The organism is Claveliimonas bilis (assembly GCF_030296775.1).
Classification (GTDB): Bacteria; Bacillota; Clostridia; order Lachnospirales; family Lachnospiraceae; genus Claveliimonas; species Claveliimonas bilis.
The window spans coordinates 3,007,699-3,027,103 of the sequence record NZ_AP027742.1 but is presented as its reverse complement, the minus strand read 5'-3'; the positions used below and the strand labels follow the sequence as shown (position 1 = coordinate 3,027,103).

Annotated in this window: 23 protein-coding genes and 1 tRNA gene; 19 read left to right on the top strand and 5 right to left on the bottom strand. The window is 43.9% G+C overall.

Translation table 11 applies throughout. The annotated features are described in order from the left end of the window. The first annotated feature begins 12 nt into the window (after window positions 1-12). The gene (locus R2J37_RS14675) at window positions 13-1,065 is read left to right on the top strand and encodes a toxic anion resistance protein (protein WP_316265790.1); all 1,053 of its coding nucleotides are present in this window, start codon (window positions 13-15) and stop codon (window positions 1,063-1,065) included. Window positions 1,066-1,118: 53 nt separating this feature from the next. On the opposite strand, the gene R2J37_RS14670 is transcribed toward R2J37_RS14675, so the two are convergent. Next, window positions 1,119-1,748, bottom strand: a complete 630-nt coding sequence (locus R2J37_RS14670; protein ID WP_256195838.1) for an ECF transporter S component — start codon at window positions 1,746-1,748, stop codon at window positions 1,119-1,121. A 97-nt stretch (window positions 1,749-1,845) separates the two neighbouring features. Here R2J37_RS14670 and coaBC point away from each other — a divergent pair, with 97 nt between their 5' ends. The 3 genes from coaBC (at window position 1,846) to R2J37_RS14655 (ending at window position 3,965) form a co-directional block, all read left to right on the top strand. Further along, on the top strand, window positions 1,846-3,051 hold the full coding sequence (gene coaBC, locus R2J37_RS14665) for a bifunctional phosphopantothenoylcysteine decarboxylase/phosphopantothenate--cysteine ligase CoaBC (RefSeq protein ID WP_316267056.1): 1,206 nt from the start codon (window positions 1,846-1,848) through the stop codon (window positions 3,049-3,051). 123 nt (window positions 3,052-3,174) lie between these two features. Beyond that, entirely contained in the window at window positions 3,175-3,813 is a 639-nt protein-coding gene (locus tag R2J37_RS14660) for a lactate utilization protein (protein ID WP_230105016.1), read from the top strand. A gap of 81 nt (window positions 3,814-3,894) precedes the next feature. Continuing rightward, window positions 3,895-3,965: transfer RNA gene (locus R2J37_RS14655), tRNA-Cys, on the top strand. Between the two features lie 147 nt (window positions 3,966-4,112). Here the strand turns inward: R2J37_RS14655 and R2J37_RS14650 are convergent. Then, complete coding sequence (locus tag R2J37_RS14650; protein ID WP_164488446.1) at window positions 4,113-4,289, bottom strand: hypothetical protein; 177 nt, start codon at window positions 4,287-4,289, stop codon at window positions 4,113-4,115. Between the two features lie 40 nt (window positions 4,290-4,329). Continuing rightward, entirely contained in the window at window positions 4,330-5,481 is a 1,152-nt protein-coding gene (locus tag R2J37_RS14645; RefSeq protein ID WP_463510212.1) for an IS91 family transposase, read from the bottom strand. Window positions 5,482-6,216: 735 nt separating this feature from the next. On the opposite strand from R2J37_RS14645, the gene R2J37_RS14630 reads away from it, so the two are divergent. The 13 genes from R2J37_RS14630 to R2J37_RS14570 all read left to right on the top strand — a co-directional run bounded on the left by R2J37_RS14630 (window position 6,217) and on the right by R2J37_RS14570 (window position 15,511). Next, window positions 6,217-6,762 (top strand): helix-turn-helix transcriptional regulator, encoded by a 546-nt coding sequence (locus R2J37_RS14630; protein ID WP_316265785.1) that lies wholly within the window; start codon window positions 6,217-6,219, stop codon window positions 6,760-6,762. Window positions 6,763-6,775: 13 nt separating this feature from the next. Next, the gene (locus tag R2J37_RS14625) at window positions 6,776-7,063 is read left to right on the top strand and encodes a hypothetical protein (RefSeq protein WP_316265783.1); all 288 of its coding nucleotides are present in this window, start codon (window positions 6,776-6,778) and stop codon (window positions 7,061-7,063) included. Next, window positions 7,060-7,530, top strand: a complete 471-nt coding sequence (locus tag R2J37_RS14620; RefSeq protein WP_316265781.1) for a hypothetical protein — start codon at window positions 7,060-7,062, stop codon at window positions 7,528-7,530. The genes R2J37_RS14625 and R2J37_RS14620 overlap by 4 nt, the downstream gene beginning before the upstream one ends. Before the next feature lie 229 nt (window positions 7,531-7,759). After that, on the top strand, window positions 7,760-8,119 hold the full coding sequence (locus R2J37_RS14615) for a glycosyltransferase family 2 protein (RefSeq protein WP_316265779.1): 360 nt from the start codon (window positions 7,760-7,762) through the stop codon (window positions 8,117-8,119). Window positions 8,120-8,144: 25 nt separating this feature from the next. After that, window positions 8,145-8,681 carry a glycosyltransferase family protein gene (locus tag R2J37_RS14610; protein ID WP_316265777.1) on the top strand — a complete coding sequence of 179 codons (537 nt, stop codon included), beginning with the start codon at window positions 8,145-8,147 and terminating at the stop codon, window positions 8,679-8,681. Beyond that, entirely contained in the window at window positions 8,678-9,748 is a 1,071-nt protein-coding gene (locus tag R2J37_RS14605) for a phosphodiester glycosidase family protein (protein ID WP_316265775.1), read from the top strand. The genes R2J37_RS14610 and R2J37_RS14605 overlap by 4 nt, the downstream gene beginning before the upstream one ends. Further along, window positions 9,748-9,999, top strand: a complete 252-nt coding sequence (locus R2J37_RS14600) for a hypothetical protein (protein ID WP_316265773.1) — start codon at window positions 9,748-9,750, stop codon at window positions 9,997-9,999. Before R2J37_RS14605 ends, R2J37_RS14600 begins: the two co-directional genes overlap by 1 nt. Before the next feature lie 134 nt (window positions 10,000-10,133). Beyond that, window positions 10,134-10,829, top strand: coding sequence for a glycosyltransferase (locus R2J37_RS14595; protein ID WP_316265771.1), 696 nt, complete (start codon window positions 10,134-10,136; stop codon window positions 10,827-10,829). A gap of 26 nt (window positions 10,830-10,855) precedes the next feature. Beyond that, window positions 10,856-11,842 carry a YfhO family protein gene (locus tag R2J37_RS14590; protein ID WP_316265769.1) on the top strand — a complete coding sequence of 329 codons (987 nt, stop codon included), beginning with the start codon at window positions 10,856-10,858 and terminating at the stop codon, window positions 11,840-11,842. Continuing rightward, window positions 11,839-12,873 (top strand): glycosyltransferase, encoded by a 1,035-nt coding sequence (locus tag R2J37_RS14585; protein ID WP_316265767.1) that lies wholly within the window; start codon window positions 11,839-11,841, stop codon window positions 12,871-12,873. Before R2J37_RS14590 ends, R2J37_RS14585 begins: the two co-directional genes overlap by 4 nt. A gap of 129 nt (window positions 12,874-13,002) precedes the next feature. After that, a complete protein-coding gene (locus tag R2J37_RS14580; RefSeq protein WP_230105023.1) occupies window positions 13,003-13,617 on the top strand; it encodes a metallophosphoesterase in 615 nt (204 codons plus the stop codon). A 128-nt stretch (window positions 13,618-13,745) separates the two neighbouring features. Next, window positions 13,746-14,189 (top strand): MarR family winged helix-turn-helix transcriptional regulator, encoded by a 444-nt coding sequence (locus R2J37_RS14575; RefSeq protein ID WP_316265765.1) that lies wholly within the window; start codon window positions 13,746-13,748, stop codon window positions 14,187-14,189. Then, window positions 14,186-15,511: an MATE family efflux transporter gene (locus R2J37_RS14570; protein ID WP_316265763.1), complete on the top strand. Its 1,326-nt coding sequence runs from the start codon at window positions 14,186-14,188 to the stop codon at window positions 15,509-15,511. Before R2J37_RS14575 ends, R2J37_RS14570 begins: the two co-directional genes overlap by 4 nt. Here the strand turns inward: R2J37_RS14570 and bilS are convergent. Together bilS and R2J37_RS14560 are read right to left on the bottom strand one after the other, a co-directional pair. Further along, the gene (gene bilS / locus R2J37_RS14565; protein ID WP_316265761.1) at window positions 15,508-16,032 is read right to left on the bottom strand and encodes a flavodoxin family protein BilS; all 525 of its coding nucleotides are present in this window, start codon (window positions 16,030-16,032) and stop codon (window positions 15,508-15,510) included. The genes R2J37_RS14570 and bilS overlap by 4 nt on opposite strands. A gap of 17 nt (window positions 16,033-16,049) precedes the next feature. Beyond that, entirely contained in the window at window positions 16,050-16,445 is a 396-nt protein-coding gene (locus R2J37_RS14560; RefSeq protein WP_316265759.1) for a hypothetical protein, read from the bottom strand. Window positions 16,446-16,754: 309 nt separating this feature from the next. On the opposite strand from R2J37_RS14560, the gene R2J37_RS14555 reads away from it, so the two are divergent. Then, entirely contained in the window at window positions 16,755-17,939 is a 1,185-nt protein-coding gene (locus R2J37_RS14555) for an IS110 family RNA-guided transposase (RefSeq protein WP_316264811.1), read from the top strand. A gap of 623 nt (window positions 17,940-18,562) precedes the next feature. Then, the gene (gene srtB / locus R2J37_RS14550; RefSeq protein ID WP_230107578.1) at window positions 18,563-19,390 is read left to right on the top strand and encodes a class B sortase; all 828 of its coding nucleotides are present in this window, start codon (window positions 18,563-18,565) and stop codon (window positions 19,388-19,390) included. Window positions 19,391-19,405 lie beyond the last annotated feature (15 nt).

Here is a 19,405-nt window from a genome sequence, read left to right as displayed (position 1 = left end):
AAGGAAATGAGTATGAACGAAGAATATCAAACCCTAACAGAACAGACCTCTCTTACAGAGGAAGAAAAAGCAAGAGCAGAAGCATTTGCCGGAGAGATTGATCTGTATGATTCCAACGCCGTTTTGCAGTATGGCTCCGGCGTACAGAAAAAGATGGCGGATTTTTCTGAAAAGGCACTGGAAAATGTGCGTACCAAAGATCTCGGTGAAATCGGCGGGCTGCTTACCGATGTCGTCACTGAATTGAAAGATTTTGACGAGGAAGAAAGCAAAGGAATTTTTGGATTTTTTAAGAAGAATGCCAATAAGCTGACAGCCATGAAAGCAAAATACGATAAGGCGGAGGCAAACATCTCCAAGATTTGTAAAACGCTGGAGGGCTATCAGGTTCAGCTTATGAAAGATGCAGCTCTTCTGGATAAGATGTATCAGCAGAATCTGGAATATTATAAAGAGCTGAACCTCTATATTGCGGCAGGAAAAAAGAAGATAGAGGATGTAAGGACAAAAGAACTCCCGGAAATGATAAAGAAAGCGGAGACCAGCGGGTTCCCGGAGGATATTCAGGCGGCGAAAGACCTGGAATCTCTGTGTGTACGTTTTGAAAAGAAAGTTCATGATCTGGAGCTGACAAGAATGATCGCAGTGCAGACTGCTCCGCAGATCAGGCTGGTGCAGAACAATGATACGCTGATGGTGGAGAAAATCCAATCTACCATTGTCAATACAGTGCCGCTGTGGAAAAGTCAGATGGTGCTTGCCCTTGGCGTGGAGCATTCCTCACAGGCAGCAGCTGCACAGCGGGAAGTGACAGATATGACAAATGAACTTCTTCGCAGAAATGCAGAAAAACTGAAGATGGCGTCTGTAGAATCCGCCAGAGAATCCGAGCGGGGAATCGTGGATATGGAAACACTGAAAGCCACAAATGAATCTCTTATTTCCACCCTTGATGAGGTAATGCAGATCCAGCAGGAAGGACGGACAAAGAGAAGAGAAGCGGAACAGGAAATACAGCGGCTGGAAGGAGAACTGAAAGCAAAATTGCTGGAAATCAGACGTTAAAAAAATAACGGGAGACGTAGCAAAATTCAATTTTACTACGTCTCCCGTTATTTTTATATCAAACTTCTTTTCATAAATTTCAAAAGTACTTTTCCCAGCGCCAGCACAAGTACAGCTGATGCGACGGCCTCCGGAATGCCGGATGCGGTGATGGTTCCCATGATGAGTCCCCACACGGCAGTCAGTCCTACGTCCTGTGCCTGGGCGTACTCTCTGGCAAAGAACAGATAAATGCTGCCCATGACGGTGATGGTATTTACCATAGATCCTGCAAAGCCCACAATTGGAAGACAGATTGTCTGATTCCAGTGGAAATGAAGGCACAGGCGCCAGAGCCAGCCGGCGGCGACGCCGATCAGGATACGGCATCCGATTGAGATCCACAGCGCTTTGGCAACTCCGGGAAATCCGGTCGTGCTCATAAAAGGTGAAAACGCAAAGGATAAAAGTGTAGGTGCCATGGTGTTGCTGATGACGGAGCAGATGCCGAATACGGCTCCCAAAACGCCTCCCGCAAAAGGCCCCAAAAGGATTGCTCCGATGATGACAGGAATGTGTACTGTTGTCGCCTTAATGATCGGAAGCTGGATCATGCCAAGCGGTGTGTTCGCAAGGACAATGACGATCGCTGCCATAAGTGCAACACAGACCATCCATCTGGTGTCATGTGTTTTTTCTCTCATTATTCAATTCCTCCTTGTTATCATTCCCTCTGTAGGGATATAATACAATTACGATGGAAGTATAGCACGAAAGGAAGGAATTTACAACATGTTGAAACTGTTAAAGGGCAAAACCATACTTCTGGGAGTAACAGGGGGGATCGCAGCTTACAAAAGCGCTTATCTTACCAGTCTTCTGGTAAAGGCAGGGGCTGATGTGCAGGTGATCATGACGGAACATGCGCAGGAATTTATTACGCCGCTGACATTTGAAGGACTGACAAATCAGCGGTGCCATACGGATACATTCGACAGAAACCATGAGTACAGCACAGAACATATTTCTCTGGCAGACCGGGCTGATGCAGTGATCATTGCTCCGGCAACAGCCAATGTGATCGCGAAGCTTGCTCATGGAATTGCGGATGATATGCTGACGACGACGGTTCTGGCCTGCACCTGTCCGAAAATCATTGTGCCTGCCATGAACACACGCATGTATGAAAATGCGGTTACGCAGGACAACCTTAGAAAATTAAAAGAGTATGGCATGGAGATTGTGGAACCGGCGGAGGGAAGACTTGCATGCGGAGATGTAGGAAAGGGAAAAATGCCGGAGCCGGATATTTTGTATCAGTATGTACTGAAGGCATGCGCATATAAAAAAGATATGGAAGGGCTCAAGGTCCTTGTGACAGCAGGACCGACCCAGGAGAGCCTGGATCCGGTCCGCTATCTCACCAACCATTCCAGCGGGAAGATGGGATACAGCATTGCGCGTATCTGCGCACTGCGGGGAGCGGATGTGACACTGGTGAGCGGGCGCACCTCCATAGAACCGCCTATGTTTGTCAGCATTGTTCCAGTCGTAAGTGCACAGGATATGTACGAGGCCGTGACCCAAAGGAGCAGCCAGACAGATATTATCATTAAAGCGGCAGCAGTGGCGGATTACCGTCCCGCCAGCGTCAGCAATGAAAAAATAAAAAAATCGGATAGCGATACCAGTCTTTCCCTGGAGCGTACAGAAGATATTTTGAAATTCCTCGGAAGCCATAAAAGAGAAGGACAGTTTATCTGCGGCTTCTCCATGGAAACCGAAAATATGTTGGAAAATTCCAAAGCAAAGCTGAAGAAGAAAAATGTGGATATGATCGTTGCCAACAATCTGAAGGTGGAAGGAGCCGGGTTTGGAACGGACACCAATATTGTAACCCTGATTACAGAGGACGCGGTAAAAGAACTGGAGATCATGAGCAAAGAGGAGGTGGCCGGATGCATTCTGGATGAGATCCTTGCCCGCCGCGCCGGAAATATCGTGTAAGAATGATAGCAATAGAAAAATAACGATAGAACAAACGGGAAAGGAATATATCACAAAATAAGAACATAGCGTATTTGGGAGAGAAGAAGCGAAACAGACAAAACATAAAGGAGGAGTTTACAAATGGACAACAACAGAAAAAAGAGAAACCAGATGCTGGCACAAAAAGTAATGAAAGGGCTGGAATCCAGGGGAATGGAAGGCTATTATGCGGAGACGAAAGAGGAAGCGCTTAAGACAGCTCTGGATATGATCCCGGAAGGAAGCGTGATCGGCTGGGGCGGTTCCATGTCCGCACAGGAGATCGGACTGATCGAAAAAGTCTGTCAGGGAAATTATACGGTCTATAACAGGGATACCTGTAAATCTCCGGAAGAAAAACGGGAAGTGCAGCTTAATATTTTCCACAGTGATTTCTTCCTGGCAAGTACCAATGCCATTACAGAAGACGGGATCCTGGTTAATATTGACGGAGTAGGGAACCGTGTGGCCTGCATTGCCTGGGGACCGAAAAATGTTCTGCTCATTGTAGGGATGAATAAAGTTGTCAAAGAAGTGGACGACGCCGTATCCCGCGCAAGAAACGAGGCGGCGCCTATCAATGCTATGCGTTTTGATCTGAGCACGCCCTGCTCTAAGACCGGAGCATGTGCGAATTGCAAATCTCCGGACAGTATCTGCAGCCAGATCCTTGTCACAAGATTTTCCAAAGAAAAAGGAAGGATCAAGGTAATCCTTGTCAATGAAGATTTGGGATTTTAATTGACGAACAAGAAATGCTCTGTTATAATAAAAAAGTGCCCGGCGGTCGGCAGAAATGACCGGAGCAGGGCACTTATATACGGCGCCATAGCCAAGTGGTAAGGCAGAGGTCTGCAACACCTTCATCACCAGTTCAAATCTGGTTGGCGCCTTTTAGAGAACCCGGAAAAGTTTATTTTCCGGGTTGTTTTTACTTTATAGGAAATTCCGATTTTTGGATAAGGGGGAAAAAGCCCTACTGATCGAACATATGTTAAATCAACAGGGGAGTGGGCATGACAATAGGACGATGGTTAGATTTAGAAGATATAAAAACCTTCTTCTCCAAACAAATCGTCAAAAGGGTCGTCTTCATTCAGAAAATAATCCATATCCAGAAGGTCATCCTCGCTCATATGGCGAATGTCCTCGGATGTCATTCCTTCGGGTGGATTCTCTATGTACTTTTTGCGCAGTTCCTCAATATCTGGTTTCATGGTAAGCAACCTCCTTTGAGAGGATTATATCACAACGGTTCTACGCGGAGGAACGCTTTCCACGAGATTTGGACATTACTTTCTCGTACATTTCTTCGAGAGGTACGCGCTTGTGGTTGTAATAAAGTTCCAAGAACTCCATTTTATGATTACACTCGGAACAATACAGGGGGTCATATCCGAAGGAGAGAAAAAGAGATGTTCTCCATTGAGTGAAGCTGCGGTATATCCTATGCTTTTCTTTTGAGATGACACGGTGCAGTTTTGAATCAATCTTGCGGTGCCTTGCATACAGACCGCCATAGCGGATCATTTTAAAATGTTTTTCCGGGATGTGTCGGATGAGACGTTTTATGAAATCCATAACAGGCAAAGTTTCTTCCACATACTGTTCATCTTCGTGACGGTTATAGTGGAAAGTAACGATATCTCCGTCATACCGGTCAATCCTGGAAGTGGCAATTACTGGCCTGCCAAGATAGCGGCCGATGTATTTAGCCACTACTTTCGGATCGCAGAGATTCGGTTTAGCATAGACATAGAAGCCCTGCTTATGCTGAGTGTAACATTTCGCTTTCACTTTTTTGAAAGAAGGTCCAATCCGGTCTTCCAGTTCATTGAGAAGAGCCGTGCGGAAAGCATTGCGCAGATAGTTGTAGTTAAAGTGTTTTACATGGCGCCAGAAGCCGTCATTACTGTAGCCACCTTCGGAAAGGAGGCAGTGAATGTGGGGATTCCATTTGAGATCGCGGCCAAAAGTATGAAGGACCATGATATAGCCGGGAGTAAAATTTTGGGCATGGTTTAGATTGAAAAACATCCTTGATATTACACTGGAGACGGAATGGAAGAGACAGTTCAGAAGAGATCGGTCCTGAAGGAAGAAGCTGCGGAGATTTTCATCAATAGTAAAAACGCAATGGCGGTGTTGGACGCTAACGAGTTTGAAAGACATACTGGTGGTGCGTTCCATAGAATATTTGTTGCCACATGAAGGGCAAAAACGGCTGTGACAGCGGAAAGGAACGAATTTGAAGTTCCCGCAGTGCGGACAATTGTACATGGCACCGCCAAAAGAAGGATCACCACAGTTGATCATCTTATTGATATTTTCCATCTCAGTCTCTCTGGGATGAAGAGTATATTTAATTTCTTCATAATGGTCTGCAAAGATTCTTTGTAAGATGTTCATAAGTCTATTATGCAAGAAAAAGTAACAAAAGAAAACCCCCTATCCCCTCATGATTGAGGGGTAGGGGAGTTGAATAGGCGAAGCCTATTTTTTATTTGCTAAATCTTTTATGCTGCCGGCCATAATACAATCCCCTCCTCTTTTACATTTTTATAAAATGGTATTATATTTGTAGAATACGCAATACTAAAACTATAAGGGAATCAACAATTATTTCATTGAAACTTGTATTGTTTCAATATAAATGATACAATAAAAAAACAATGAAACTTATGAGGGATTCAAAGGAGATTGGATATGATGGAGTTTCTGAAATCAATATTTGGTGATAATATTATAATTACATCATATGAATACCCGAGGGATACGCCAGTGTATATTCGGGATAATTATAATGTCCAACTTTTATCGTGGGATGAACACAGATGCGCATTGCTGTCACCGAATAGTAATTCCTGGCGCCTTCCATCCTTAAAGAAGCAGTTTGTAAATTTTTGCAAACTGAGCACTGTTCCGTGTGCGCTGTATTTGGATAGGCTTACTGCGCAGCAGCGCCGAAATTTAGTAGAAAACAGGCTGCCTTTTATAGCGGAATCACAACAGGTTTTTTTACCTTTCTGGGTATGCTTTTTTAATGAAAAATGTGCGTCCGTTTCCCATATAGAGGAAACCATGGCACCGGGTACGCAGCTGGTATTTCTTTATTTATATTACCATACAGGGCACAACAGGACTATGAACCAGACAGAGTTGTCAAAAAAGCTTCGGCTCTCAAAAGCAACCTGCAGTAGGGCGATCAAAGATCTGGCTGAATCAGGAGTCATTGAAATAAAAAATGAAGGTACAAATAAGTGGATTATTTCCCGGTTTGACAAACCAGAATTTTTAAGGAAAGCATATAGTAGGATGAAGTCGCCGGTAAAACGTGTTATATATGTGAAAAACGAGCCATCAGGACCGCACCTTCTTCAGAGTGGTGTAAAAGCACTTTCTTCTATATCAATGGTGGGCGCGAAAGAATACGATAGAGGGATTGCTGTCTCCGCAAGGATAGCATCGACAATTCCTGCAGAATACATCATATCAAAGCGGGAATTTGAAGACTTTGGAGGATCGGTTATCGAAGTATGGAGCTATGCCCCGGAATTACTTTCTGATAATGGACGGGTAGATGATATTTCTCTCTTGCTTAGTCTTGACAATGATCCGGATGAACGGATACAGATGGGACTGGATGAGATCAGAGAGAAGCACGGACTTCCGGTTAAAGATTACGAATGATAAGGAGAAGAATATGGTAAATGGGATTGATCTTTTTAAGGAACACTTCAGCGATTACAAAGAGCAGTATACAATAATCGGCGGATTCGCCTGTGATCTTCTTATGACAGATGCCGGACTGGATTTCAGGCAGACCGTAGATATTGATATGGTTATCATTATAGAAGCACTTACAACAGAATTCGCGTCTGCTTTCTGGACTTTTATTGATGATGGGGTTACCAGGCACGCCATCGCAGCAGCGGACAACCGGAATTCTATCGTTTTGTCAATCCGACAGATCCATCATATCCGAAAATGATTGAATTATTTTCGCGTCCTCAGAGCAATGTAAAACTGCAGCCAAATACTCACCTTATGCCTCTGCATATCGATGATGAGGTGTCCAGTCTATCAGCGATATTGTTGAATGATGACTACTATCATTTCCTGTTGAATGGGAGGATAGAGAAAGCTGGAATCTCGATTCTGGATGCAGAGCATATTATTCCGCTTAAAATGAAGGCGTGGATTGATCTCAAGAGTAAAAAGGAACAGGGAATTCATGTCAATTCCAGAGATCTTCGGAAACACCGGCTTGATGTATTCCGTCTCTTCCCTCTCGTCAGGGAGGAACAGGAAATTCATGTTCCCTCTTCTGTTTTGGCGGATATTCAAAATTTTATCTTGCAGATGCGGGAAACGGATATACGGTTGTCAGATATTGGTATTTCCCGGTCAAAGGAATCTATCCTTGATATATACAGTAGGATGTACATAGAGGAATAAATGCGAAAATATATTATGAATAGTTTCATTCCTATTTTTTTATTTAATAAAGGAAAGGCAGTGCAGATCAGACGAACAGGTTTATAAACCTCCCAGGCCGATAACCCGCAAACATTGAGTGCAGGTTATTGGTTTTTTAATATTTAAAATTTGTTTAACAAATCTATACGAAGTGATTAGAACTATCCTTTAGACTACGTTTTAAAACAAAGATGAAAGAAGGGATAGGATGGAGAGAACTGTTATCATACCGGCGCTGAATCCTGATGAAGGGCTGGGGGAAATTGTGGAAAGAAACTGGGAGTTGGAAAATCAGATTATTCTTGTAGATGATGGAAGTGATAAAAAGTATGAGAGGCTGTTCTGGGAGTTAGGGGAGAAGTGTATTGTTCTGCACCATGAAGAGAACAGGGGAAAGGGCGAGGCGATCAAAACGGCTTTGAAATATATCAAAGAAGAGCTATGGGAATGCAGAGTCGTTGGGATTATGGACGCAGATGGGCAGCATCTGCCTGATGATATGGAAAAGCTTCTGATGAAAGCAGCGGCAGAACCGATGGCGCTGATCGTGGGGGAGCAGGACTATTGACAGGAATGTTCCCTGGAAATCCCGGATGGGAAATTTGATCACCCGAAGAATATTTCGGATGAAAACCGGAGTGGAGGTGTCAGATACACAGACCGGGCTTAGGGCCTTTTCGACGAGACTTCTTGATTTTATGCTGGATATAGAGGGGGAGCGCTATGAATATGAGATGAATGTACTGGTGACTTGCGCAAAAGCAAATATACCGATCATCGAAGTACCGATAGAAACGATTTATCACGATAAGGGAAATAGCTGTTCTCATTTTCGGAAAGTAAGGGACTCGGTGCGGATTTACAGGCAATTATTAAAGTTTTCTTTTGTTTCATTTTCCAGTTTTCTGCTGGACTATGTCATGCTTGCAGGTTTGATCCTGGTGCTGAACAATATACTGCTTCAGATTTTTCTGGCAGTGTACATTCCGCTGTATCCGGCAAAGATACTGACAGAATGCACGCTTTTCCTGATCAGCTGGCTCATCCAGAAAAAACTGATCTTCAGTGTGAGAAAAAGTGTCGGCATAAAATATCCTGTACTTATAAAGAAAAGTGGTGAACGCATATGAAAGGAAAAATAAAAGGGAGAATACTTGCCTTTGTATCGGATCTGCTGATTGCAGCGCTTCTGCTGGGAGGAATTTACGGTGTGAATTATCTGATTCCGCAGAAAGGCATTTCGGCAAGGCCAATGGAAGTGCGGGCAGCAGACGGCCAAAAAGAAAGCCGGAGGGACAGTCAAAGAGAAAGCCAATTGGCGAGTCAGAAAAAACTCAATGGACTTCCCACAACAAAGGTGTCTCTGGATACACAAGACTGGCATGAGAAGTTTGCAGATAAGTTTACAGACCGGATCGTTTCCACGGATACTTCATATACAAGTCCCAATGTATCGGTAAAACTTACCTATTATTCGTGTGATACCAATCGGCTGGATAAGACGCAGGACGGTAATCATGAAAAATACGGGACGAATATTTCCTATGTGCTTGCTGATATTTATGTCGGCGATATTACCTGTTTTCAGACTTGTTTCGCGCAGAATATGTATGGGGTAGGATATGATGAAAAATTAACTGATATGTCGGCGCGGATGAAATCTGTTCTTGCGGTAAACGGGGATTCCTACAGCAACAGCAGACACCGGGATAATGGAATGATCATCCGCAATGGAGTGATCTATCGTGCACAGCAGACAGACATGGAGACCTGTGTCCTGAATTGGGACGGAACAATGAAAATATATAATCCGGAGGAAATGGATACTCAGAAACTTATTGACAGCGGCGCCTATCAGAGCTGGATCTTCGGGCCAAGCCTTTTGGACGGGAATGGAAAAGCAAAAACAACGTTCCGGACATGGCCTTATATTGAGGAATCTCATCCGAGAACGGCTATCGGCTATTACGAGCCAGGACATTACTGTTTGCTGGTTGTAGACGGAAGGCAGGATAATTCAAGAGGAATGTTTCTGGATGAAATGGCGGGCCTTTTTGAACAGCTGGGATGCAAGGCGGCTTATAACCTGGACGGAGGACACTGTTCTTTTATGACATTAAAAGATCAGGTGGTGAATCATCCGTATAAGTCAGAGCATAAAGTAGAAGACGGAATATTTATTACGGAGGGAGTATAATGAAAGTAGTCGATCTTTTAAAAATTATAGCAGGGCATATTTGTATCATCTGCAGTATTTCATTGATGGTCATACAGATCCTGGACTGGTTCAATCCGTTAATGAATTTTATGGGAAACTCTATGTTTCTTTTATATGCTTTGTGTGCAGCGTCCGTCTTTCTCGGAGTATGTGAAATTTATCTGAGGAAGCCGGCGGCAAAACAGGGAGAGTATGGAGCAGGAGGATACGGAAAAATGAACCGGAGATAAATAAGAAAAAAGTAAGGGGATGGCCCCTTCTTTTTTATGCTTATTATTTATGAATCGTTTAAGAAATATCACCGGAATATTTAGCACGGTATGATACCTTTTTATAAAAGAAACGATAGTAGGGAGGCGGCAGTATGAAGGTGCTGATTACAACGGACTGGTATGATCCGGTGATTAACGGAGTGGTTACATCCGTGCATACACTTGAGGAGGAACTTCAAAAACGGGGACATGAGGTGAGAGTGCTGACATTGTCGAGAAATTACCGGTCCTATGAAAAAGAGCATGTATATTACATGGGATCAACAAGCGCAGGGCGGATCTATCCGCAAGCCCGGTTCCGTCTTCCGATACCGGAACGGTATGTAGGGGAATTGATGGAATGGGGGCCGGATATTATCCATTCCCAGTGTGAATTTTCTACCTTTTTTATTGCGCGGAAGATTGCCTGTGAAGGAAATATTCCGATCATACATACATATCATACGGTTTATGAAGACTATACGCATTATTTTTCGCCGAATAAAACGTGGGGAAAAAATGTGGTACGTCAGATTACACGAAAATTGTCCAGACAGGTGTCCGGTATGATTGTTCCAAGTGAAAAGATCCGCCGTATCCTGGAAGGTTATCAGGTGGAGTGCCCGCTGTGGGTTGTCCCGTCCGGAATCCGGCTCTCTGAATTTGGCGGATCCGGAGAAGAAGGAACTGCCAGAAGGACGGAATGGCGGGAAAAGATACGGAAACGCTACTTGCTTACACCAGACAGCACAGTTCTTCTTTATGTGGGTCGGCAGGCATTCAAGATGGCAGTCGGGCGGCGATTGTAAATCCTATCTTGAGAAATGAGGAACTTTTGTTTGGATTAAATGGCGTTTCCATATTTTCTTCTACAAATACTGACGCTATGCAGCTGTGGATGGAAAAGATGGGATTTGAAACGGGAAAAAACCGCTTTCAGTATGCCGGAGCAACAGAGCTTATGGACATGCTTTTGGGTATAAGATATCTGGCGTGCAGAAATACGATCGGTCTTGATACTCCTTATAAGAAGATATATAGCGGCGAATACTTTGATCTGTACAGGAATCCCCGGGTATTGGCTGGCGGATATCTTGTGGACAGCAGCATACAGGATTTTAGACTGAAAGAGAAGAATCCTTTTGAAGTTCAGAACAACCTGCTTCGCCATATGGGGGGCTTCGTGCTTTATCAGACAGTAAAAGTCGGAACTCTTCCGAAACAGACGGCGACAGCAGGGAACATATTTAAGCTCCGGCTCAAGGGAGGCCAGCATGGATATTTGTGGATTCCGGGGACAGAACCTTCTGCCGTCAGCATAAATGGAAGAATACAGAAATACAATAACTGGAATAATAATTTTCTTGATCTTGGATATTCGGAAAAAGACAGGATTGTAGAGGTAGGTATGACCGGGCATTCTCTTGGAAATGCAGTGCTTGGAACCTTTGAACAGTCACAGATGGACAGCATTTATCGCAAGCTGTCTCAAAACGAAGTCCGAATACGGAATGGCAGGGGATCCATACAGGCGGACAGGGCCGGGATATTGTTTTTCGGTAGTTTCTATGATAATGGGATCCATGTGGAAGTAGATGGACGGGAAGTAAAAACACTTAATCTGGAAGGAATCCTTGGAGTCGGTGTGGATGCGGGGAAGCATGAGGTAAAGATCAGCTATGAGACACCGGGACTGAAAACCGGAGCGGCAGTGACGCTGCTGTGTATTGGGGTTCTCCTGGCACATCCGATCAGGAGCAGGCGAGGGATATCTGCAATACCCGGCAGGATCAGAGTTCAGATAAAGGGGAGAAAACTATGAAGATTTATCTGTATAAAGGAGGCTTTTCCATTGTCAGAAAGAGCGGAGTGGGAAGCGCGATCCGTCATCAGGAACAGATGCTCAAAGAAACAGGGGTGTTGGTGACAGACCAGTGGAGGGAGGCGGATGTGGTACATATCAATACGGTATTCCCGGATTCGTTTTTTGCGGCGTATCTGGCGAAGAAACAGGGGAAGAAAGTCGTATACTACGGACACTCTACCATGGAAGACTTCCGTAATTCCTTTGTCGGATCGAATATGGCAGCGCCTTTATTTAAAAGGTGGATCTGCAGATGTTACAGGATGGGAGATGCAGTACTGACGCCGACGGAGTATTCCAGAGGATTGATCATGGGATACGGGATAGAAAAGCCGGTTTACTCTATTACGAACGGAGTGGATACAGAGTTCTTCTGCGCAGACAGGAAGGCAGGAAGAAAATTCCGTAAGAAATATCAGATTCCGGAAGAGAAAAAAGTGGTGATCTCAGCGGGACACCTTATCCGGAGAAAGGGAATTTTCGATTTTTTGAGTCTCGCATCGGAAATGCCGGATACACTCTTCGTATGGTTTGGCGGAGGAAACAGCTGGGCGGTGCCCCGGGATGTAAAGCGGGCGCTTCGGAATAAACCGGATAATGTCCTGTTTGCCGGGTATGTAGAGCCCCGGGAACTGAAAGAAGCTTACTGCGGAGCCGATGCATTTGCTTTCTTCAGTTATGAAGAGACAGAAGGGATTGTAGTGCTGGAAGCGCTTGCCTGTGAAGTGCCGGTGGTGGTAAGGGATATCCCGGTATATGAAGGCTGGCTGGAAGACGGAGTACAGGTTTATAAAGCGGCGGATACGAAAGAATTTCGGGAAAAACTGGAAAAGATCTTTTTCCAGTGTGGTTTAAAAATGACGGCGGCAGGAAGGAAGCTGGCGGAAGAGCATGGGATTTATGAAACGGGAATGCGCCTGAACGGGATTTATGAGGAGATGAACCGGGATGAACGGCAGAGCAGAACGGATATTTATAAGGACGGCTGACAGAGAAAATTTTTGACAAAATGTGCGAAGCGCAAATATAATAGAAAAAGGACTATGACAGAATTTATTTCAAGATGAAAGTCATAGTTCTTTTTCTGTTTACAAGGAAAAGGGCAAAGGAGTGATCTTATGAGATACTATATTGCAGACTGCCATTTTTTTCATGAAGCCCTTAATGAAAAAATGGACAAACGCGGTTTTGAAAGTGTTCAGGCAATGAATGAATACATGATAGAAAAGTGGAATCAGAAAGTACGGCGCAATGACGAGGTTGTTATCCTTGGGGATTTTTCCTGGGGAAATGCAGAGGAGACAAATGATCTTCTGGACAGGCTTCACGGGAAACTATATATGATCCGGGGAAATCATGACTATTTTCTGCAAAAATCAGATTTCCGGGCGGAGCGGTTTGTGTGGATAAAGTCCTATGCGGAAATGCAGGACAATCAAAGAAAGGTAATCCTCTGCCATTATCCGGTGATGTGCTATAACGGTCAGTACCGGCTGGACAGAAAGGGGAATCCCAGAACCTATATGCTTTACGGACATGTGCATGATACGATGGATCAGAGACTGCTGGAACAGTTTCAGGAAATAACAAAAAGAACGACTGTACAAAGTCCGGATGGAGAGGAGAGGCCGATTCCCAGCAGCATGATCAATTGTTTCTGCATGTATTCGGACTATACGCCCCTTACTCTGGATGAGTGGATTGCCCTGGACAGAGAGAGGAGAAGTATTTAGTATTACGGATCCATTCAGATGTGTATGTTCGGTCAGGGGGATACAGCTCAATCAGATGCCACTTGACATAGTACGAAATAAAATATAAAATAGTACGACAAGAGACTAATTGGGGAAGGAGAAGGGAAATGGAACAGCTATTTAGAAAACAGCAGAAAGATTTTTCTTCTGTGTGGAGCCATACAAATATTCTTTATCAAAAGTGGGCGGAACATATGAGAATCAGTTATGCGGCGTTTATGACGCTGTATGGGCTTGATGTTCGTGGAAGCATGACGCAGAAAAATATTTGTGATTTCTGCGGATTTACAAAGCAGACGGTCAACGGGGTTGTCCATGACTTTGTGAAGCAGGGCTATGTATCTCTGGAAGCGGGCAGGAGAGACAGAAGAGAAAAGCTGGTTGTTTTTACAGAAAAGGGGGAAGCGTATGCGAAGAAACTGCTTGCATCGCTTTATCAGGCGGAACAGTATGTCTTTTCAACAATTGGAGATGAAAAAATTTCGCAGATGATCGATACGATCGATGCGTTTAATACCTTGCTTGAAAAGCGTTTGGAGGAAGCAAAATGAATCGGTATAAAGTATTTGCTTCATATGTAATTCCATCTGTTCTGGCATTTGCTTTATCAGGGGTTTATGCGATCGTGGACGGATTTTTTGTGGGAAGGAGCACAGGAGATGCAGGACTGTCTGCTATCAATATCGCCTTTCCGGTTGTATCGCTGATGCAGTCTTTGGGAACCGGAATTGGCATGGGAGGTTCCGTTTTGTGGACAGTAAAAAAAGCCTCCGGAAGCGAGGAGGCTGCGGGGAAATATGTCAGGGGGACACTTCTTTTGCTGTTGCTGGTAAGTGTGGCAACGACCGCGGGTATTTATTTTGTAACGGAGCCCATTTTGAGACTGTTTGGCGCTGAAGGAGAAATCCTGATTTTCGGGAAAGATTATCTTGATGTCATTGTTGTTGGCGCGGCTTTCCAGATTTTTGCAACAGGAATTGTCCCGATCATCCGCAATAATGGAAGCTCTCTTTTTGCGCTGGTAGTTATGGTGTCGGGATTTCTGACGAATATCCTGCTGGATTATCTGATGGTATGGGTGTTTGATATGGGAACAAAGGGAGCGGCGCTGGCTACTGTCCTGGGGCAATTGGTGACAACTGTGGAGGCGTTTTTCTATCTGATCTACCGGAAACTGCCGGTCATTGGCTCTCTGCCCGGATTCGGACGAATGTCATGGAATATTTTCAGGATTGGTATCGCCCCATTCGGCCTGACACTCTCTCCCATGATATCTCTTATGCTGATCAACCGCTTTTCTATGATGCACGGCAAAGAAGCGGCAGTAGCCTGCTATGCCTGTATCGCATATGTGCTTTCTGTTGTTCAAATGCTGATGCAGGGCGTTGGAGACGGAAGTCAGCCGCTTATGAGCAGGTATTATGGTGAAGGGAAAAGAGAAGAGGTCAGAAAAGTACAGAATATTGCGTATATCAGCGCGGTGGGGCTGGCGCTCATCAGCAATGCAGTACTGTTTTTTATCAGAACCAGCCTGGGAGAACTGTTTGGAGCGTCAGAAAGTACGGGGCGCTTAGTAGCGGATATACTGCCGGTATTTCTTGTCGGATTGATCTTTTATGCTTTTTCAAGAATTACAACATCTGAGTTTTATGCAACAGAAAATAACATTTATTCTTATCTGTGTGTCTATGCAGAACCGGTTCTGCTATTGATATTATTGTTTATCCTTCCGGGAATCTGGGGCCAGACCGGCGTGTGGTGGAGCGTGGTTGCTTCCCAGATTTTAACGGCATTTCTCGCCCTGATACTGCGAATATCCGAAGACAGATGCAGAAGGAGAACAGATGCACCTTCCCGAATAAAAACAATTTAAATGGAACTGTCAGCAGATGAAATACAGGCAATGGCAAATTCCTGGGCCTTCTGATAATCTTCTGTATCAGGATGGGTCATAGCCATATCGAAATTTCGGATGAACATATCAATTTGTTCGGAATTTTCATCAGTGCGCATAGTTTCATATTTGTTACGCACCTGAAGAGGCATTTTCCCCTGGCAGAGGTACGCGCCCAGATAGCGGCAGGTATCGTTGATCCAGATACTGACATTTTGCTCGATCATTTTATAGTATTCGGGAGAATTTCCCATACCGCAGGTGCCGAACAGAGCGATATCTTTTCCGGTGAGACTTTGGATAAAATTGCTCGCTTCTAAAGCGCATGTGCCCCGGTGGACACAGAAGCCGATGAAATAAAGGCGCGCCTCTGGTATACTTTTTTCTGTCGTAATGTCGATGAGATCTTTTGAGTTCCCCGGCAGAGCAGAGAAGACAGAGGCCGCCAGATTTTTTGTATTGCCTGACTGGCTGTTATATAAAACAAGGTATTCCAGCATTTGTGAATCTCTCCTTTCTAACTCTTTTTAATAAAGCGTGTCTGACATTTGGGACAGCGGATTTCGATCTTTCCTTTTCCTTTTGGTACACGGATTTTCTGACGGCAGGTGGGACATTTGTAGATATGATGTGTCTTTCTCTGTGCCAGAAGATTTTTCTGTGTAGAAAACCAGGTGCGGAGCCGGCGCGTTTTGGCAAGGTATGTCTGGTTTTCAGCAGAGCGTTTGTAAATATTACGTGAAAACATACGGAAATAAGCATAAATAATCAGCGCCCAGGCCAGCCAGGACAGAACCGGAATGTCAAAAAGACTGGCGAGAACAACAGCAGCAAGTGCAGCAATTATAGTAGCTTTTCCTAAAGAATCAAAGCCGTAACGGCCTGCCATAAAACGGATCAGTTTTTCTTTCATGATATTATCATCCTGGTATATTGTAATTGACTCATCTAACGGTCACTTACAAATATACCGTCTCCTTTCTATCAACCTTTTAGTCCGTGGTTGATTACGGTATTGTACATTTGTATGATGTAAATATGTGATGTGGATTTGTATTTTTTTATCCTGTGGCTTTGACTACTTGTAGGAGGTTCTCACCACACCTTATTTCTAAATAATGATTAGTTAGATGAGTCTTGAATTCCTATCTTGTACCAGGTTTTACGAAGTAAGTGCTGTGGATAACACATTGCATATTTTTTACGAAAGGAATGTATTATCATGATTTTAGTCGGAATTGACATTGGTAAACATCAACACATCTTCTCCATCATTGACAAACAATCCGGTGAAATACTTTCTAATCCTTCTGTTTTTCATAACAATCAAGATGGCTTTTTGTTACTCATCGGAAAACTAAGCTGCTATGCCAAATCACAGCTTCTTATTGGCATGGAAGATACCGGGCATTATCATTTTGCCTTACTCAAATATCTTCTTAACAGGCACTATACTGTTGCTCTGATCAACCCAACCACTACTGACCTTACCAGAAAACTTCAGGGCGGCATTACCAAAAACGATCCCCTGGATTCTCTTACCATTTGTGATGTCATCGGCTCAAATCAGCGTAAAAAGCCTTATCGCATTACAAAAGTAAACCGTTTCGACCTTTATGAACAAAAGCAGCTGACACGCCATCACCACAACCTGAAAGAGGAATTAAACCTCTACAAAAACCGGCTTCAGAAATGTATTGATATCGTATTCCCTGAATTTAATTCCTTATTCCGTTCAAAGTATGGCATTGTTTACATGAATGTTTTAAAATCGTTTGCTTCTGCTGAAAAGATTGCAAACTCTGATATCCGGACCATCCGGAAATGTTTTGAATATGAGGGGCGCGGAAAACGGATTCAACTTTCTGCCGAACAGCTTAAAACAGCAGCCAAAGCTTCTGTCGGCATCTCTTCTGTTGCTGAAGAAATCCAGATCAGACACCTTGTAAGTCAAATTGAAATGATAGAAGAACAACTTTCTGAAATAGACAAAAAGATAGAAGAGTTTTCCCTGCAAAACAACTCTCCTATCCTCTCCATACCAGGAATTTCACACTTCTCTGGTACTTCTATTTTAGCGGAATTAGGAGATGTTTGCAACTATACAAAAGCGTCTCAAATCATTAAATTTGCCGGTGTCGCCCCATATCACTATGAATCCAGTCAGTTTATCGCCCGGCATACTGCAATCACCAAGAAAGGTTCCCGGTATCTGAGAAAAACACTGTATCAGATTATCTTGCCGGTCATCAATCACAACAGGGTCTTCACTTCTTATTACAACAAAAAGATAGCCGAAGGCAAAGGTCACAGATGTGCTCAAGGTCACTGTATCAGAAAACTTTTAAGAGTCATCTATCATCTTCTAAGTACCGGACAGAGTTTTGATTCTACGTTACTGATATAGCTATAATTACAACCCAGCTTATTACAATGAGCCTTCTTGGGAAGGTCTGTTTGTTGTGCCACAAAATCCATAATTATTCACATATTTTCAAAGTACATACTTTTACTAACTAAAATTCAATGTTAAAAAAACTACTTGATTTTTATATAGTTAGCTCCTATACAGGAATGATACACTTACCATCGTCAAAGTCAATAAACTCCCCATTAAAAATATATAAAATAATAGAAGACCTCTTCGGGAATGTGGTATAATATCCGCGTAGGCATTGAGCCATGCAGAAATACAAGAGGGACAAATGCATGCTTGCATGCAATTTGGACGTCTTGCATTTCTATAGGGCGAAAGCCCGCGAGCGAGACCCCGGAGGGGGCGAGCTTGCATGGCGGATGAGGGGAAAGAAAGCCTGGCATAGGGCGAAAGCCCGCGAGCGAGACCCCGGAGGGGGCGAGCTTGCATGGCGGATGAGGGGAAAGAAAGCCTGGCATAGGGCGAAAGCCCGCGAGCGAGACCCCCGGAGGGGCGAGCTTGCATGGCGGATGAAGAGAAGGAGGATAAAAATGGGCGAACGGAAACATTATCATAGAGGAAGAAGAAAACCAGTATCGGAAAAGCGGACGGCAATGAGGGATGAGGATACAAAAAGAACCAACAGTACCGGCAGCAGAAGTAAAAGGAAAAAGAAAAAGTCGGCAGGGAAAGGAAGACTGATAAGCAATATTGTACTGGTAGTTGCAATTATTGTATTCTGTGTGTCGGGATTTCAACTTTACCGGATCATATCCGGATATCAGGAAGGGCGTCAGGAATATGACCAGGTTCGTGAGATGGCAGTGACACAGGAAAAGGCAGAAGATGGGGAAGAGCAATTTCAGGTAGATTTTGATGCACTGATGGAGATCAACCCGGATACAGTGGGATGGATACGTTTCGATCCGGAACCGTCACAGATCAACTATCCGGTGGTGCAGACAACAGATAACAGCACATATCTGGACAAGACATTTTCTGCAAATGATAATACGGTAGGTGCAATTTTTGTAAACACATATAATAATCCGGATTTTAATGACAGAAATACTATTATTTACGGACACCGCATGAATGATAATTCTATGTTCCATGATCTGGCAAAATATGAAGAAAAATCTTTTTGGGAAGAGAATCCTTATTTCTATATTTACACGCCGGACGGACGGGAGATTACTTATCATATTTATGCGGCAGGAGTAGTGACAGATACTTCTGATACATATCTGACAGAATTTGCAGACGACGCTGCCTATGAGGCTTTTCTTGATTATACAAAAGAGGCGTCCGAATATGACACCGGCGTCGAAGTTACGGCAGAGGATACGGTGGTGACTCTGTCTACCTGTACCAGGGCAAGTGATGAGCACAGGATGGTAGTTGTGGGAGTAAAAGAAGAAGAAAAGCAGATAGAAGAATAAAAAAGTGTGTAAGGA

Coding starts and splice junctions, on each gene's coding strand:
- R2J37_RS14675 (WP_316265790.1), top strand. CDS start 13: ATGAACGAAGAATATCAAACCCTAACAGAACAGACCTCTCTTACAGAG.
- R2J37_RS14670 (WP_256195838.1), bottom strand. CDS start 1,748: ATGAGAGAAAAAACACATGACACCAGATGGATGGTCTGTGTTGCACTT.
- R2J37_RS14660 (WP_230105016.1), top strand. CDS start 3,175: ATGGACAACAACAGAAAAAAGAGAAACCAGATGCTGGCACAAAAAGTA.
- R2J37_RS14650 (WP_164488446.1), bottom strand. CDS start 4,289: ATGAAACCAGATATTGAGGAACTGCGCAAAAAGTACATAGAGAATCCA.
- R2J37_RS14645 (WP_463510212.1), bottom strand. CDS start 5,481: ATGAACATCTTACAAAGAATCTTTGCAGACCATTATGAAGAAATTAAA.
- R2J37_RS14630 (WP_316265785.1), top strand. CDS start 6,217: ATGAACCAGACAGAGTTGTCAAAAAAGCTTCGGCTCTCAAAAGCAACC.
- R2J37_RS14625 (WP_316265783.1), top strand. CDS start 6,776: ATGGTAAATGGGATTGATCTTTTTAAGGAACACTTCAGCGATTACAAA.
- R2J37_RS14620 (WP_316265781.1), top strand. CDS start 7,060: ATGATTGAATTATTTTCGCGTCCTCAGAGCAATGTAAAACTGCAGCCA.
- R2J37_RS14615 (WP_316265779.1), top strand. CDS start 7,760: ATGGAGAGAACTGTTATCATACCGGCGCTGAATCCTGATGAAGGGCTG.
- R2J37_RS14610 (WP_316265777.1), top strand. CDS start 8,145: ATGGGAAATTTGATCACCCGAAGAATATTTCGGATGAAAACCGGAGTG.
- R2J37_RS14605 (WP_316265775.1), top strand. CDS start 8,678: ATGAAAGGAAAAATAAAAGGGAGAATACTTGCCTTTGTATCGGATCTG.
- R2J37_RS14600 (WP_316265773.1), top strand. CDS start 9,748: ATGAAAGTAGTCGATCTTTTAAAAATTATAGCAGGGCATATTTGTATC.
- R2J37_RS14595 (WP_316265771.1), top strand. CDS start 10,134: ATGAAGGTGCTGATTACAACGGACTGGTATGATCCGGTGATTAACGGA.
- R2J37_RS14585 (WP_316265767.1), top strand. CDS start 11,839: ATGAAGATTTATCTGTATAAAGGAGGCTTTTCCATTGTCAGAAAGAGC.
- R2J37_RS14580 (WP_230105023.1), top strand. CDS start 13,003: ATGAGATACTATATTGCAGACTGCCATTTTTTTCATGAAGCCCTTAAT.
- R2J37_RS14575 (WP_316265765.1), top strand. CDS start 13,746: ATGGAACAGCTATTTAGAAAACAGCAGAAAGATTTTTCTTCTGTGTGG.
- R2J37_RS14570 (WP_316265763.1), top strand. CDS start 14,186: ATGAATCGGTATAAAGTATTTGCTTCATATGTAATTCCATCTGTTCTG.
- bilS (WP_316265761.1), bottom strand. CDS start 16,032: ATGCTGGAATACCTTGTTTTATATAACAGCCAGTCAGGCAATACAAAA.
- R2J37_RS14560 (WP_316265759.1), bottom strand. CDS start 16,445: ATGAAAGAAAAACTGATCCGTTTTATGGCAGGCCGTTACGGCTTTGAT.
- R2J37_RS14555 (WP_316264811.1), top strand. CDS start 16,755: ATGATTTTAGTCGGAATTGACATTGGTAAACATCAACACATCTTCTCC.
- srtB (WP_230107578.1), top strand. CDS start 18,563: ATGAGGGATGAGGATACAAAAAGAACCAACAGTACCGGCAGCAGAAGT.